The 15286-nt window shown below is 67.2% G+C and carries 10 protein-coding genes; 5 read left to right on the plus strand and 5 right to left on the minus strand.

The window, feature by feature from the left end:
• The first annotated feature begins 8 nt into the window (after positions 1-8).
• Positions 9-932, plus strand: a complete 924-nt coding sequence (locus tag ASD86_RS21140) for a LysR substrate-binding domain-containing protein (protein ID WP_082578590.1) — start codon at positions 9-11, stop codon at positions 930-932.
• Between the two features lie 45 nt (positions 933-977).
• On the opposite strand, the gene ASD86_RS21145 is transcribed toward ASD86_RS21140, so the two are convergent.
• Positions 978-1733, minus strand: coding sequence for a tetratricopeptide repeat protein (locus tag ASD86_RS21145; protein WP_056115447.1), 756 nt, complete (start codon positions 1731-1733; stop codon positions 978-980).
• A gap of 259 nt (positions 1734-1992) precedes the next feature.
• Between ASD86_RS21145 and ppc the strand changes: the two genes are divergently transcribed.
• On the plus strand, positions 1993-4755 hold the full coding sequence (gene ppc / locus ASD86_RS21150) for a phosphoenolpyruvate carboxylase (protein ID WP_056115450.1): 2763 nt from the start codon (positions 1993-1995) through the stop codon (positions 4753-4755).
• A 93-nt stretch (positions 4756-4848) separates the two neighbouring features.
• On the opposite strand, the gene ASD86_RS21155 is transcribed toward ppc, so the two are convergent.
• Both ASD86_RS21155 and ASD86_RS21160 read right to left on the minus strand, forming a co-directional pair.
• The gene (locus ASD86_RS21155) at positions 4849-5460 is read right to left on the minus strand and encodes a hypothetical protein (protein WP_157476964.1); all 612 of its coding nucleotides are present in this window, start codon (positions 5458-5460) and stop codon (positions 4849-4851) included.
• Between the two features lie 7 nt (positions 5461-5467).
• Positions 5468-7162 (minus strand): zinc-dependent metalloprotease family protein, encoded by a 1695-nt coding sequence (locus ASD86_RS21160; protein WP_157476966.1) that lies wholly within the window; start codon positions 7160-7162, stop codon positions 5468-5470.
• 409 nt (positions 7163-7571) lie between these two features.
• On the opposite strand from ASD86_RS21160, the gene frmR reads away from it, so the two are divergent.
• From frmR to fghA, 3 genes are all read left to right on the plus strand, one after another.
• The gene (frmR, locus tag ASD86_RS21165; RefSeq protein WP_036108252.1) at positions 7572-7847 is read left to right on the plus strand and encodes a formaldehyde-responsive transcriptional repressor FrmR; all 276 of its coding nucleotides are present in this window, start codon (positions 7572-7574) and stop codon (positions 7845-7847) included.
• Between the two features lie 121 nt (positions 7848-7968).
• Positions 7969-9078 carry an S-(hydroxymethyl)glutathione dehydrogenase/class III alcohol dehydrogenase gene (locus tag ASD86_RS21170; protein ID WP_056116473.1) on the plus strand — a complete coding sequence of 370 codons (1110 nt, stop codon included), beginning with the start codon at positions 7969-7971 and terminating at the stop codon, positions 9076-9078.
• Positions 9079-9295: 217 nt separating this feature from the next.
• Positions 9296-10126, plus strand: a complete 831-nt coding sequence (fghA, locus tag ASD86_RS21175) for an S-formylglutathione hydrolase (protein WP_056115459.1) — start codon at positions 9296-9298, stop codon at positions 10124-10126.
• A 184-nt stretch (positions 10127-10310) separates the two neighbouring features.
• On the opposite strand, the gene ASD86_RS21180 is transcribed toward fghA, so the two are convergent.
• Positions 10311-11456, minus strand: coding sequence for an efflux RND transporter periplasmic adaptor subunit (locus ASD86_RS21180; protein ID WP_056115464.1), 1146 nt, complete (start codon positions 11454-11456; stop codon positions 10311-10313).
• Complete coding sequence (locus tag ASD86_RS21185; protein ID WP_056115466.1) at positions 11453-14647, minus strand: efflux RND transporter permease subunit; 3195 nt, start codon at positions 14645-14647, stop codon at positions 11453-11455. The genes ASD86_RS21180 and ASD86_RS21185 overlap by 4 nt, the downstream gene beginning before the upstream one ends.
• Between the last annotated feature and the right edge of the window lie 639 nt (positions 14648-15286).

Genomic DNA, 15286 nt, shown 5'->3' on the forward strand with positions numbered 1-15286 from the left:
AAGTAAAAATGACCACAGACAACCCATCCCCCAGACGCCTGCCACCCCTGCGAGCCCTGCAAGCCTTCGCCGCCGTAATCCGCCACGACGGCATGCGCCGCGCCGCCGAACACCTGCACCTGAGCCACGCCGCGCTGAGCCAGCACGTCCAGCACCTGGAGGAAGCCTTCGGCCTGCGCCTGCTGGATCGCAGCGGCGGCGGTCGCGCCCGCCCGACCGCGCTGGGCCGCGAGTACGGCGAGGCCTTGATCGCCGGTTTCGAACAGATCGAAGCGGCGACCGCGCGCCTGCGTCTGCGCGGCGACGAGAGCCGGCGGCTGGTGCTGGGCGCGCCGACCAGCCTGAGCGTGAGCCTGTTGTTGCCGCGGATCGAGGAGTTCGGCGCCGATGCCGGCTTCGACCTGCAACTGTTCTGTCCGGCCGCCGCGGCGGATCTGGCCCACAGCCGCATCCACGCCTTGCTGATGCACGGCGATCCGCGCGAACAGGGACTGCAGGGCGAGCTGTTGTTCGAGCAGGCCTTGCTGCCGGTGGCGTCGCCTGAGTTGATCGCGCGCCTGGATCCGCGGCGCTGGTGGCAGGACGCGACGCCGGGCGTGCGCGTGCTGCATGTGGTCAGCGACGGCTGGCGTCACGATTGGCCGGCGTGGTTCGGCGACGATCCGTCGACCTGGCCGCTGCCGCACCTGAGCCTGTCCTCGCCGATGCCGGCGATCAGCGCCGCGCTGGCGGGGCAAGGCATCGCGTTGATGTATCCGCGCCTGATCGCCGATCGACTGGCCAGCGGCGAATTGCGTGTGTTGCCTTCGCCGTATCCGGCGCACGTCAAGCGCCTGTACCTGGCGTGGTTGCCCGAGGCGCAGGGCAGCGGGCGCCTGGAGCGCGTGCGCGATTGGTTGGGCGAACTACTGGGCGAGAGCGCGGTGGGCTGATGCAAACGCTTCAGCCCCGACGCGGTCGGCTCGGATCGCCGTGGCTTACGTGCTCTCCGCGCGCTTGCCCAATTCCTTGAGCTTATCCAGCGCCGGCTTGTTCATCCGCCGCGCATACGCCGGCAGGCGCTTGGCCCGCGTCTGCGCCTGCTCGCACAACTCGCGCGCGCGGCCGAGTTCGCCCCAGCCGATCAGGCATTCCACGTAATGCACGTGCGCATCGAAGCCGCTGCTGTAACCGACCAGCGCCTCGAATTCTTCCTTCGCCTTGGCCTTGTCGCCGCTCGCCGCGACCGCGCGCGCGAAGGTCAGATGGCCTTCGGGCGAGCGGAAATCGGGCTTGCGCGCGATCAGGTCCTCCAGCGTCTGCCGCGCCTGCGCGGCGTCGCCGGCTTCCAGCAGCGCGTGGGCGAGCTTGACCTGGATCCGCGGATCGTCGCGATGGATGCCGCTGAGCGCGGCGCGGTACAGCGGCAACGCGTCGCTGGCGCGGCCGGCGCCGAGCAGCGCATCGGCCAGACGCATGCGGTTGTCGGTGGTGGCCGCGGTTTCGTACGCGTCCTGCGCCTCGCGCAGTTCGCGGCCCGGGTCGAGCAAGCGCCGCACGTTGCCGGCCAAGGCGCGGCCGTGACGGGTGTGGCGCTGGTCCGGCAGCCAGATCGCCACGCCGTAGACCACGCTGCCCAGCAGCGGAAACATGAAGAGAATCATCAGCCAGTACCGGTCCTGGCCGCTGCGCACGACATGCACGGCGAAACACAGCGCGACGATGACGTGCAAACCCAGGCCCAGGTACGGCATGACGCGATCCTTGCGAGTAGGGGCAAAACGGACGGCCGATAGTTTCGTGATTCCGGTCGCAGCGCGCCAGGGGGTTCGGGCGCCGCTCGTCGCCTCGTCGGCGGTGCGCTCGACCGTGCATTCGTGGCTCATGCCAAGGCACGACCGGCCGCGTGCCCGAGGTGGCAGCGCGCGGCGGCATTGTTCGGCAGCGCTGTCGCCAATCCGTCACACCTGCAACCTTCGGCACATCGCGCATGGCGTGCTGTAGCCTTTAAGCATGAATGTCCTTCTCGATACCAGCGACGAACCGCTGCGTGCGGTCGATTTCGCCTCCACCGACGCCCTGCTGCGCGACGACGTCAAGACCCTGGGCGCCCTGGTCGGCGAAATCCTCGCCGAACAGCGCGGCCCGGCCTTCCTCGACGATGTCGAACGCCTGCGCCGCGCCGCGATCCGCCGCCGCGAAGCGCAAGCGCCGATCGGCGCCCTGGCCGAGGTGCTGGCCGATATCGATCTGGATCAGGCCAGCGATCTGGTGCGCGCCTTCGCCACCTATTTCCAGGCGGTCAATCTGGCCGAGCGCGTGCACCGCATCCGCCGCCGCCGCGACTACGAACGCAGCGGCGCCGGCGCCCAGCCCGGCGGCCTGCGCGATGCGATCGGCCTGCTCGCGCGCCAGGGCGTCAGCGCCGAGGAAGTCGCCGCATTGCTGCCGCGGCTGCGGATCGAGCCGGTGTTCACCGCGCATCCCACCGAAGCGGTGCGACGCGCGCTGCTGGAGAAGGAACGCACCATCGTCGGCTGTCTGGTCGCCGACATCGACCGCAACCGCACCCCCACCGAACGCCGCGCCGACCGCGAACGCATCCGCCTGGCCCTGACCGCGAGCTGGCAGACCGCCGAAGCGCCTGCGGCCAAGCCCAGCGTCGCCGACGAGTTCGAACACGTCGGGTTCTATTTGTCCGACGTGCTGTACCGGGTGCTGCCGGTGTATTACGAAACCTTCGAGGACGCGCTGCGCGAAATCTACGGCGAGCGTTTCGGCGAAGGCGGCGCCGCGTTGCCCGACGTGCTCGGTTTCGGCACCTGGGTCGGCGGCGACATGGACGGCAATCCGAATGTCGGCGCCGACACCATCGCCGCGACCTTGTCCGGTCAGCGCGCGCTGGTGCTCAATGCGTATCGCAACGATCTGGCCTCGCTGGCCGAACTGCTCAGCCAGTCGGTCACCCGCGTGCGCATCGACGACGCGGTGCTCGCGCGGGTCGAGGATTACCGTTATCAATTGCCTAAGGCGGCCGCGCTGCTCAAGCCGCGCCACGCCGACATGCCCTACCGCAACCTGCTCAGTCTGATGGCCGCGCGCCTGCAGGCCACGGTCGAAGAAAGCGTGCACGGTTATCCCGATGCGCCCGCATTCCTGGCCGACATCGCCCTGATCGAACGCAGCCTCGCCGCCAATCAGGGCGAACACGCCGGCGGTTTCGCGGTGCGCCGCCTGCGTCGGCGCGCCGAATGCTTCGGCTTCCATCTGGCCAGCCTGGACCTGCGTCAGGACTCGGGCACCCACGATGCCGCGCTCGCCGCGCTGCTCGATATGCCCGACTGGGAATCGCTGGACGTGGCCACCCGCGCCACCCGTCTGCACAGCCTGCTCGATGGCGACGCGCCTCCCGCGCGCGCCGCGGCCAATGCCGCGCAGTCGACCCTCGAAGTGTTCCGCGCGGTCGCGCGACTGCGTCCGCGGTACGGCGAGCGCGCGTTCGGGCCGTACATCGTCAGCATGAGCCGCAGCGCCGCCGACGCGTTGGCGGTGCTCGCGCTGGCCAAGACCGCCGGTTGCGTCGATGGCGACGGCCGGGTGCCGCTGGATGTCGCGCCGCTGTTCGAAACCGTCGACGACCTCGACGCCGCCGCCGACACCTTGCGCGCGTTGTTTGCCGATCCGATGTATCGCGCCCATCTGCGCGCGCGCGGCAATCGCCAGGTGGTGATGCTGGGTTATTCCGACAGCGCGAAGGACGGCGGCATGGTCGCCTCGCGCTGGGCCTTGCAGCAAACCCAGATCGCGCTGACCGCGCTGGCCCACGACAGCCAGGTGCGGATCGCGTTCTTCCACGGCCGCGGCGGTTCGATCAGCCGCGGCGGCGGCAAGACCGAGCGCGCGGTGATCGCCGCGCCGCGCGGTTCGGTCGACGGGTATCTGCGTTTGACCGAGCAGGGCGAAGTGATCCATCGCAAGTACGGCATCCGCGCGCTGGCGCTGCGCAATCTCGAACAGACCACCGGCGCGGTGCTGCGCGCGACCTTGCGTCCGCGCGCGCCGGAGCCGCGCGAAGCCGGCTGGCGCGCGATCGCCGCCGAACTGGCCCAGCGGGCGCGCGCGCACTATCGCGCGCTGGTGCACGAAGACCCGCAGTTCCCCGCGTACTTCCGCGCCGCCACTCCGATCGACGTGATCGAGCGGTTGCGCATCGGCTCGCGTCCGGCCAAGCGCGCAGGGGTCGGCGATATCGGTTCGTTGCGCGCGATCCCGTGGGTGTTCGCCTGGTCGCAGAACCGCGCCGGTTTGACCGCGTGGTACGGCGTCGGCACCGGCCTGGAACGCGCGCTGGCCGAACACGGCCGCGATGCGCTGGCCGAGATGGCGCGCGACTGGCCGTTCTTCGGCACCCTGATCGACGATCTGGAAATGGTCCTGGCCAAGTCCGACCCGGCGATCTTCGAACGCTATTCGATGCTCGCCGCCGATTTGCCCGAAGGCGACCTGCATGCGCGTTTCCATCCCGGCATCGCCGAGGAATTCGAACGCACCCGCCGCGCGGTGCTGACGATCAAGGGCAGCGAGGAGCTGTTGCTGGGCGATCACCGTCTGCGTCAGTCGATTCGCCTGCGCAATCCTTACGTCGATCCGATCAGCCTGTTGCAGGTCGACCTGCTCGCGCGCTGGCGCGCGGCCGGACGGCCGGACGACGGCCTGCAGCAAGCGTTGGTGGCGACAGTCAACGGCATCGCGGCCGGGGTGCAGAACACCGGTTGATCGCGGCCTGGCGGCCGCGATCGACGGGAGACCTCGTCCGTCGACGCGAGACCTTGCGTCCGAGCATATGGCCTCGCCGCCGCGGGCCACCGTTCAATGCACGTGCCCGCCTTGCGCATGTTCGCTATCGATCAATCGGCTGGATTCGGACGTCGTATCGCGCAAGTATCCGCCCGCCTGCCCGGTCTGGATCGAGAACTGGCGTTGGTTCGCGCTGATATTGCCGACCACGACGCGGCCATCGCGCATCAGGGTCAGGCTGAAGGGCCACGAGTCGATGTCGCCGTCGTGCAGGCGACCGCTCAGGCGGCGTCCGCCCGGTATATCGATCGCCTGAGCGACCTGAGCGGTATAAGCCGACCGTCCCATCGGCAGATCGATAATGAAGGCATCGCCGACGCGCAATGCATCGAGGACGGCGGGATTGGATTGCAGAGGAAAGCTGCCGTCCGCGCGTTGGGACTCGCGCAGGTATTGGAACGGGCGCGGAAGCTCGCCGGCGTTGGTTACGTCGTTCGTTTTGACGGCGGGCGTTGCGATCGGCGCGGTGGTCGGCGTCGGCTCGTGTTGACGAGGCGCGGCTGGAGCCGGCGCGCCCGACACTGACACCGGATTCGTATTCGTTAATGAAAATACCAGCGCCGCGACCGCTGCGAGAATCGCAGCGGTCGCGGCCAGCCGATATCGCGATGTCTGCGATCTCATCGCCGCATCAGCGGAACGCGGCCACGGTGGGCGCGCGATTGTTCATCGTCTGCATTTCGTTCACGCCGCCCGGCAGCGTCAGAGGAATACCGAGGTTGGGCACATACAGATACGGCGCGCCGAACAACGACCACTCGTTGCCGTTCATGATGGTGCCCGTCATCGTGCGGCCTTCGGAATGTTCCAGCCCCATGTTGTGTCCGAGTTCGTGACGCGCCACGGTCGTGCCGCAGTCGGTCGAACCCGAACCGATCATGTGCGAAGCCGCCGGTCCCAGATAGGCCAGCCCGCATCCTTCCTCCGTGCCTTCGTAGTAAGTGCCGTCGGCCTTGGCCTGATTGCGCCAGGTTTGCGCCTGGGTGTGGCCGGCCAGTCCAGGCAGAACGTGATCGAGCGAGGTCCAACTGCTGGGCGAGGCGAATTCCCGCGTCGAGACTGCGCGGAAGCGGAAGGTGGCCAGAGAGTTTTCCAGCGCGTCGTTGGTCAGGCTTAATCCTTCCGCCAGCCGCGAGCGCATCGTGTCCGCGCCGAACCGCGAGGCCGAGGCGGCGCTGTAAAGCATCAGCATGTCGAGGGTACGCGTCTGCCGCTGCCATTGACCGTTGGCGCCGACGACGAAGGTCACCGACTCGCCGGCGGTGACCGAGGCGAAGGTTTGCTGTCCGCTGCGCACCGCGATGGGCGAGGCGGCCTGCGTCTTGATGGTCACGCGATCGCCGACGCGTCGCGTCAGCGGCAGTTTGATGGCCGCCGCCCAATTGCCGTCGGCCGCGTTGACCACGGTGTGCGGGTTGACCATGTTGGGCAACTGGCCATCGGCGACGGCGCCGGCCTGATGGAACGAAACCGGACTGACGATCAGTTCCCAGCGCCGCAGATTGGCCGCATACATGAATTGGTATTCGTCCCCGCTGCGCAGGATCATGGTGCCGGTAAATCCGGTATTGACGCTTTCGATGTTCGCGTTCGAGCTGGCCTGCGAACGGATCGTGATGCGATCGCGATCGCCGGCGCTGGCGGGAAGGCGGATCTGGCCAATCCAGCCGCCATCGTGGAGTTGCACCAGATTGCGCGGCGATCCGCTCAGCGGGACCGTGCCGCCGTTGCCGGCGATATCGCTGGCGCCCAGATGCCTGGTCGTGGCGCCGGAACTCACCCAGGCGCCGAAATCGCCGCGATAGACGTACGAGAAAGAATCGCCCTTGCGAAGGTTCGCCGAGCTGACGTAAAGCCGATTGGCGGGTGTCACCGTGACGCTGGACGCGGCGGTCGATTGAACCACTACGACGCTGCCGGGGGCGGCGAGCTTGGGCAATGCGACGCTCGCCGCCGGGTTGGCGTCGGAGACGCTGAAGTAGGTGATCTTGTTCGGATTGTCGGGGATCGTCGCCGCGCCGTTCTGCGGCGTCAGCCGGGTCACCAGATCGCCCGAGAGGAACGTCCATTGGCCCGCCGCGGCCGAGTAGGTCAACGAATAGCGGTTGCCGGCGCTCAGTTCCAGCGCCGGCATTCCCACATCGACCCGCGAGATATCCAGGGTCGAATCGAACGTCGCCGCGGTATGGATGTTGACGCGCATTCCGTCCCGAGGCTGGGTCGGCAGGAACAAGTCTTGCGCCCAGTTGCCGTCGAAGGTCGAGAAATCGATCTGGTCGTAGCCGTTGGGCAACGCGCCGCTGCCGCCGTTGGTTCTGGGTGTCAACGATATGGTTTGAGCCTGTACCGGCGTTGCCAATACGCAAGATGCGGCTAGTACGAGACCGAGCAAGGTTTTCATCTGGAGGACCTGACTATGGAAACGGCGGTGTGTTGCTGCCTGGCCAAGGCTAGATGCGGCCAGCGAGGATGGCTTCACGCGCGTCTGATCGAAGGTCGATGTGGCGCGTGAGTCGGATCACAGATCGGCGCGATTAAGACGAGTCAGAAGCCCAGCGCGGCGCGTGCGCGAGGCGATAGCGCGGTCGCCTCGCGGGCAGGGCAATCGCTGGAGGGCCGCTCGCTCTCGCGCCTTCCGCGGTGTCTTGCGGGCGAAACGCGGAGATCGGGCAGCGATCTTGGTATACTCACCCCTAGTATCAAGGCCCGCCCGCCCGGACGCCGAGACCACCGCCATGCCCCATTCCCCCGCCGAGAAAAAACGCGTGCTTACCCGGGTGCGCCGCATCAAGGGCCAGACCGAGGCACTGGAGCGCGCGCTTGAAGCCGGCAGCGAATGCGCCGCGGTGCTGCAGCAGATCGCCGCGATCCGCGGCGCGATCAACGGCCTGATGTCGGAAGTGCTGGAGAGCCACATCCGCGAGGAACTCGGCCAGGCCGTGTCGTCGCAGAAAACCCGCAGCGCGAGCATCGACGAAGTCGCCGCGCTGGTGCGGTCGTACCTGAAATGAATCCGTCGCAGCCGCGCGCTGCGCATCGATCCGCGCGTCGCCGCTCCGAATCCTCGCAACCCCTATCCTTTCCCGCCCCACGCGGCGCCACCGCAGGAGAATCCTTCCCATGAGCCGGACCATCAAAAGCCGCGCCGCCGTCGCCTTCGCCGCCGGCCAGCCCTTGCAGATCGTCGAAATCGACGTCGAGCCGCCACGCGCGGGCGAGGTGCTGGTGCGCATCACCGCCACCGGCGTGTGCCATACCGATGCGTTCACCCTCAGCGGCGACGATCCGGAAGGTCTGTTTCCGGCGGTGCTCGGCCATGAAGGCGGCGGTGTGGTGGTCGAAGTCGGTGAAGGCGTCACCAGCGTCAAGCCCGGCGATCATGTGATCCCGCTGTACACGGCCGAATGCCGCAAGTGCAAGTTCTGCCTGTCGGGCAAGACCAATCTGTGTCAGGCGGTGCGCGCGACTCAGGGCCGCGGCGTGATGCCCGACGGCAGCTCGCGTTTCAGCTATGAAGGCAAGCCGATCCATCACTACATGGGTTGCAGCACCTTCAGCGAATACACGGTGGTCGCCGAAGTGTCGTTGGCGGTGGTTAACCCCGAAGCGCCGCTGGAAAAAGTCTGCCTGCTCGGTTGCGGCGTCACCACCGGCATCGGCGCGGTCCACAACACGGCGAAGGTGCAGCCCGGCGACACGGTCGCGGTGTTCGGTCTGGGCGGCATCGGCCTGGCGGTGATCCAGGGCGCGGTGCAGGCCAAGGCCGGGCGCATCATCGGCGTCGACACCAACGCGGGCAAGTTCGAGCTGGCCAAGGCGATGGGCGCGACCGACTGCGTGAATCCGAAGGACCACGAGCGTCCGATCCAGGACGTGTTGGTGGAGATGACCGACGGCGGCGTGGATTTCAGCTTCGAATGCATCGGCAACGTCAACGTGATGCGCGCGGCGCTGGAGTGCTGCCACAAGGGCTGGGGCGAGTCGGTGATCATCGGCGTGGCCGGCGCGGGCCAGGAAATCAGCACGCGTCCGTTCCAGTTGGTGACCGGCCGCGTCTGGCGCGGTTCGGCGTTCGGTGGGGTCAAGGGCCGCACCCAATTGCCGGGCATGGTCGAGCAGGCGATGAAGGGCGAGATCGATCTCGATCCGTTCATTACCCATACGCTGCCGTTGGAGCGGATCAACGAAGCCTTCGATCTGATGCATGAGGGCAAGTCGATTCGTACGGTGATTCATTACTGATCGCTTGCGGCCCTCACCCCAACCCCTCTCCCGCCAGCGGGAGAGGGGCTGATGGCGAGTTGTTTCCTTCTCGTGTGAGTGGGAGAGGGGTTGATAGCGAGTTGTTTCCTTCTCCCGCGAGCGGCGACCGCAGGGAGTGCAGAGCTGAGAAGGTGCCCCGCAGGGGCGGATGAGGGCCGCGGCGCTTCGCTGATCGGCGAAAATCAAGAGAGACACCATGCAAAAAATAGAATCCCACGCCTGCTTCGGCGGCCGCCAGGAAGTCTGGAGCCACACCGCCACCACCCTGGGCTGCACGATGCGTTTCGGCGTGTACCTGCCGCCGCAGGCCGAGCGCGGCGATTGCCCGGTGCTGTATTGGCTGTCGGGGCTGACCTGCACTGAGCAGAACTTCATCACCAAGGCCGGTGCGCAGCAGTTCGCGGCGCAGCACGGGGTGATCCTGGTTGCGGCCGACACCAGTCCGCGCGGCGAGGGCATGCCCGATGCGGAGGGCTACGACCTGGGCCAGGGCGCGGGGTTCTATATCAATGCGACGCGGCCGAAGTGGGCGGCGAATTTCCGCATGTACGACTACGTGGTCGATGAATTGCCGGCCTTGGTCGATGCGCATTTTCCGACCACCAGCGCGCGCGCCATCAGCGGGCATTCGATGGGCGGGCATGGCGCGCTGATGATCGCGTTGAAGAATCCGGGCCGCTATCGCAGCGTCTCGGCGTTCTCGCCGATCGCCGCGCCGTCGCATTCGCCTTGGGGCGAGAAGGCGTTCACCGCGTATCTGGGTGAGGATCGCGAGACGTGGAAGGCCTGGGATACGACTGCGTTGGTCGCCGGTGCGCGCGAGCGGTTGCCGTTGTTGATCGATCAGGGGGGCGACGATGAATTTCTGGTGCCGCAGTTGAAGCCTGAGCTATTGCGGGTCGCGTGCGAGGTGGCCAGGCATCCGCTGGAGCTGCGTATCCGACCGGGGTACGACCACAGCTATTACTTCATCGCCAGTTATATCGGCGAGCATATTGCGCATCATGCCAAGGCGTTGCACGGCTGAGCATGGCTGAGATTTGCGTGCCCTCACCCCGGCCCTCTCCCGCAAGCGGGAGAGGGAGTCACGAGCAGCTATCCCTAGTGGTCGATGCAGACGGGAGAAGAGGTAAATATCCCGAGTGACCCGCGCCCTTCTCCCGCGGCGCGGGAGAAGGTGGCCCGAAGGGCCGGATGAGGGAACGCGGACCTTACGACTTCTTAGGCGGCGGCAACGCCTTAGCGTGCACCTTGTTGCCGTCGGCCAGCAGCGCGTTCGGCGCCAGTACCACGGTGTCGCCGGCCTGGATGCCGGTCAGCACTTCGACTTCGTTGCCCAGGTTACGGCCCAGGGTCACGTCGCGATACGACAGGGTCGAGTCTGCTTTCAAGGTCACCACCTGCACGCCGGTCGCGCGTTGGATCACGGTCGACACCGGCAGCACAACCGCAGGCGCGACGCGCGGCAGGTGCAGGCGCGCGGAGCCGACCATGCCGGCCGGGATACGGCTTTCGGGATTGGGCAGGCGCAGTTCGGTGCGCATCACGCCGGCGTCGCGCGAGAGCGTGCGCGCGCTGCGCGCGACCTGCGCTTTGAAGGTCTGCCCGGGCAGTTCCGGGAAACTCACGTCCGCTTCCAGTCCATTCTGGATCTGCATCGACACGTTCTGCGGCACGTCGACCACGACCCGCAGCGGATCGAGCACCGCGACCTCGAACATCGGCACGGTCGAGGACGCCGAATCGCCGACCACCCGATCGCCGCGCTCGACATTGCGCGCCACCACCACGCCGGCGAACGGCGCGCGCACCGACTGGAACGACTGCCGCTCGATCGCCGAGGTCAACCGCGCCTGCGCCGCGTTGCGCGCGGCCACGGCCACGTCGTAATTGCCCTTGCGATCGCTGAAGTATTCCTTCGATACCGCGCCGGTGCCGATCAGCGTTTGCGCACGATCGTAGTTGACCTTGGCCAATTCCTGATCGGCCGTGGTCTGCGCCAGCAGCGCGCGCGCTTCGCGCACCGACTGATCGATTTCCGGCGCCGAGATCGTCGCCAGCACCTGGCCCGCGCTGACCTTGTCGCCGAGTTCGACCTTGCGTTCGCTGACGAAACCGGTCGCGCGTGCGTACAACTGCGCCGACTCGCCGGCCTGCGCGCGCGCGGGCAGGGACAGATCAAAGGCGGCGTCGGCGGCCTTGGCCTGCACCGTGAGCACTTCGGGCAGCGCGTTGGCCGGCGTGGTCTCGGCGTCGCTGCGGCTGCAGCCGGCCAGCACGGTCAGCAGCGCGGCGGCCAGGGCGAGGCTCAGGCCGGCCCGGTCGAGCGGGTGGGAGACACGGATCGAGCGGTTCATGGAGCGACTCCTGCGGGGGCGCCGGCGCTGTCGGAGGATTCGTCCTCGACGCGCGGCTTACGACGGCGGCCGACGACGGCCAGGATAGAGGGAACGAGGATCAAGGTGGCGGGCGTGCCGAACAGCAGGCCGCCGATCACCGCGCGGCCGAGCGGCGCGTTCTGTTCGCCGCCGTCGCCCAGGCCGATCGCCATCGGGATGATGCCGAGCACCATCGCGCTGGCGGTCATCAGCACCGGGCGCAGGCGCACCGCGGCCGATTCGTACGCGGCCAGTTCGGGATCGTGGCCGTCGGCGATCAGGCCACGGGCGAAGCTGGTGACCAGCACGCTGTTGGCGGTCGATACGCCGATCACCATCATCACGCCCATCAGCGCCGGCACGCTCAGCGGCGTACCGGTCACCCACAGGCCGACGGCGGCGCCGGCGATCGCGATCGGCAGGCCCGACATCGCCACCGCGGGTTGAATCCACGACTGGAAGTTCACCACCAGCACCAGGAACACCAGGATCGCCGACATCACCAGGCCGGTCGCGAGTTCGCCGTAAGCGCTCTGCATCTCGCCGGCCTGGCCGACGATTTCGATACGGTTGCCGGGCTTGAGCTTGGCGTTGAGTTCGCCGGTGATCTTCGTGAGCTGATCGTAGATCGAACCCAGGTCGGTGCCTTCGACGTTCGCGATCACGCTGATGGTCGGCGCCAGGGTGGTGCGGGCGACGCTGGCCGGCACCTGACGCGCGGTGACCGTGGCGATATTGCGCAACAGCACCGCTTCGCCGTTGGCGCCGATGCGCAGCGGCGAATTCATCAGCGCATCGATGTTTTTCAGATTATTGATCGGCGCCTGCACCTGCACGGTGTAGGCGATCGCGTTGACGGTGTCGGTCCAGTACACCGGCGACACCGTGCCGGCCGAACCCAGCACCGCGAGCACGGCGCGGCTGGCTTGTTGCGCATCCAGACCTAACTGCGCGGCGCGGGTGCGATCGATCTTGACCTGGTACTCGGGCAGATCGAGCACCTGGCGCAAGGCGATGTCGACCGCGCCGGGGACCTTGTGCAGGCGCTGCTCGATCTCGCGCGCCATCGCCAGATTGCCGGGCACGTCGCGGCCGATCAGCCGTACTTCGAACGCCGCCGCGGCCGAGCCGGCGAGGGTGCGGCTGGTCGCGTCCGGCGGACGCTCGAACAGCTTGGCTTCGGGGAAGCGCTCGGCGATGCGCTTGCGGATCTTGACCAGGTAGTCGTGGCTGTTGGCGTGCGGCGAGCGCAGCTGCAGCATGATCTCGGCTTCGAACGAACCCACCACCGCGCTGTCGACCAGCGACAGGTTGACCGCATCGGGCACGCCGATCTGTTCGTACACGGTCTGCAATTCCTGCGGCGGAATGATCGAGCGGATTTCGCGCTGGATCTCGCTGAGCTTGGCCGCGGTTTCCTCCAGACGGGTACCCGACGGCAGCCGCACCTGCATGCGCAGCTGGCCGGCGTCGACCTGCGGGAAGTACTCGCGGCCGAGCGAGGCGGCGGCGAGCGCGCCGACGCCGAACACCAGCACCGCGACCACGGTCAGCACCAGGCCGTGATGACCGAGCTTGATCAGCAGCGCGTGGTGCTTGTCGCGCAGCGAATCGAGCACGTGCTCGACCTTGTGGTTGATCTTCAGCAGCAGCTTTTCCGGCGCCCAGCGCGGATTGGCGCGGCTTTGGATGTCGGCCGGCAGCAGCATGTAGCACAGCACCGGAATCAGCGTGCGCGAGAGCAGGAACGAGGCGAGCATAGCGAAGATCACCGCCAGCGCCAGCGGGGTGAACACCCATGCCGACAGGCCGGTCATCAACAAGATCGGGGTCAGCACGATGCAGATCGAAATGGTCGAGACCATTTCCGGGAACACCACTTCCTTGGCGCTGTCGAGGATCGCAGTGCGCACGTCCTTGCCCAGGGCGATGTTGCGGTTGGTGTTTTCCACGTCGACCACCGCGTTGTCGACCAGGATGCCGATCGCCAACGCCAGGCCGCCCAGGGTCATGACGTTGAAGGTGTAGCCGAGCAGATGCAGCATCGCGATCGACGACAGCAACGCGAGCGGAATCGCCGACAGCACGATCATGCTCGAACGCCACGAGCCGATGAACATCAGCACCACCAGCGCGACCAGCAGGCCGACCAGCAGCGCTTCGTGTTCGATCGAGCTGATCGCATTGTCGACGAATACCGACTGGTCGAAGATCGCGTGGATGCGCGTGCCCGGCGGCGCCGAGGCTTCGATCTCGGGCAGGCGTTCGCGCACCGCGCGCACGATCTCGACCGCGGACGCGCCGCCGAGCTTGATCAGCGCCACCGACACCGCGCTGGAACCGTCCATGCGCGCGACATTGGTCTGCAGCGCGCCGCCGTCGCGCACTGAGGCGACGTCGCGCACGTAGATCACGGTGCCGCCGCGCGACACCACCGGGATGTCGAGGAACTCGGCCGCGGTCGCCGGGCTGGTGTCGATCGAGATCTGCATCTCGCGCTGGCCTTCGCGAATCGAACCCGACGGCAGGGTCGGGCTGCCGCGTTCGAGCGCGCCGGTCACATCAGCCGGAGTCAGGCCGTAGGTCTGCAGCTTGGCCGGATCGAGATCGACCATGATCTGCCGCGGCGCGCCGCCGTAGGGCAGGGTCATGCGGATGCCGGGAATGGTCTGGATCTGCGAACGCATCTGCAGACGCGCGTAGTCGTACAGCTGCGCCTCGGTCAGCGAATCCGACGACAGCACCAGTTGCAGCACCGGCGTGCTCGACACGTTGTTGCGCACCACCAGCGGCGGCGAGGTACCCGGCGGCATGCGCCGCAGGATCGTTTGCGAGACCGCGGTGATCTGCACCAGCGCGCGGTCCAGGCTCACCGTCGGCTGGAAATCGATGCGCACGATGCTGGCGCCGTTGATCGTTTCCGATCGAACCTCTTTAAGGTCGTCGACGGTGTTGAGGATCGCCGCCTCGGAGAACGAGGTCATCTTCGCGGCGACATCGGCCGCCGGCAGGCCGGTGTAGGTCCACACCAGATTGATCGAAGGAATCCCGACTTCAGGCAGGATGTCGGTCGGCATCTTGCGCGCCGACAGCACGCCGAACAGCAGGATCAGGATCGCCAGGACGCCGATCGTGTAACGGCGGCTCAGGGCGTATTGAACAATCCACATCGTGAGGGGAATCCGAGTGAGGGAGCCGACGGCTGGATGAGTGGTGCGAAGTGTCCGCGCCTGACGACCGGGCCGCAGCCGTGTCGCGTGGAACGGTTCGTATGCAGGCCGCAACGCTGGCGATGCGTCGCGCAAGGGACGGTGAAGAACGAACGCTGAAGAACCGCAAACCCTCGCGGCACTCTAGGCGCGGCACGCGTACGCGAAGCTGTCGTTTGGCTGACAAATTCGTCAGCTGTGCGGACGTGGCGATACGAGTGGCCGCCGCGATCGGTCGCGCAAGCGCAGCTGACGGGCGCGCGCGATCGTTGCGTGTCGAGTGTGGGGTCGTGTCGAGTGTGGGGTTGGGTGGACCTCGCTCGCTGTTGGACCGGCGGCATCCGTTCGCGTTTCGCCTGGCCCGCTCCGGGGCCCGCGCGACCACCGCCGCTACCCGGCGTACCGTCGAGGCGGGCGTCGGGTGAAAGGTCGTCGCCCAGCGTTCGCTGGCCAGGGTGCATTGGGGAGTGCGGCTACGTTAGTCCGTGACTCGCGCGTGCGTTAGTACATTACTGTCGCATCGTTGCCTATTTCTGCAATTTGGCCGGATCGGCACAGCTTGCGGGCAGATTTCTACCGATGCCGGCGCGAGCCGGTATT

The sequence above is a fragment of the Lysobacter sp. Root690 genome, from assembly GCF_001427785.1.
Lineage (GTDB): Bacteria > Pseudomonadota > Gammaproteobacteria > Xanthomonadales > Xanthomonadaceae > Lysobacter.

Bases quoted from the DNA above. Each gene is read 5' to 3' on its own strand.
- ASD86_RS21140 (WP_082578590.1), top strand. From the start codon at position 9: ATGACCACAGACAACCCATCCCCCAGACGCCTGCCACCCCTGCGAGCC.
- ASD86_RS21145 (WP_056115447.1), bottom strand. From the start codon at position 1,733: ATGCCGTACCTGGGCCTGGGTTTGCACGTCATCGTCGCGCTGTGTTTC.
- ppc (WP_056115450.1), top strand. From the start codon at position 1,993: ATGAATGTCCTTCTCGATACCAGCGACGAACCGCTGCGTGCGGTCGAT.
- ASD86_RS21155 (WP_157476964.1), bottom strand. From the start codon at position 5,460: ATGAGATCGCAGACATCGCGATATCGGCTGGCCGCGACCGCTGCGATT.
- frmR (WP_036108252.1), top strand. From the start codon at position 7,572: ATGCCCCATTCCCCCGCCGAGAAAAAACGCGTGCTTACCCGGGTGCGC.
- fghA (WP_056115459.1), top strand. From the start codon at position 9,296: ATGCAAAAAATAGAATCCCACGCCTGCTTCGGCGGCCGCCAGGAAGTC.
- ASD86_RS21180 (WP_056115464.1), bottom strand. From the start codon at position 11,456: ATGAACCGCTCGATCCGTGTCTCCCACCCGCTCGACCGGGCCGGCCTG.
- ASD86_RS21185 (WP_056115466.1), bottom strand. From the start codon at position 14,647: ATGTGGATTGTTCAATACGCCCTGAGCCGCCGTTACACGATCGGCGTC.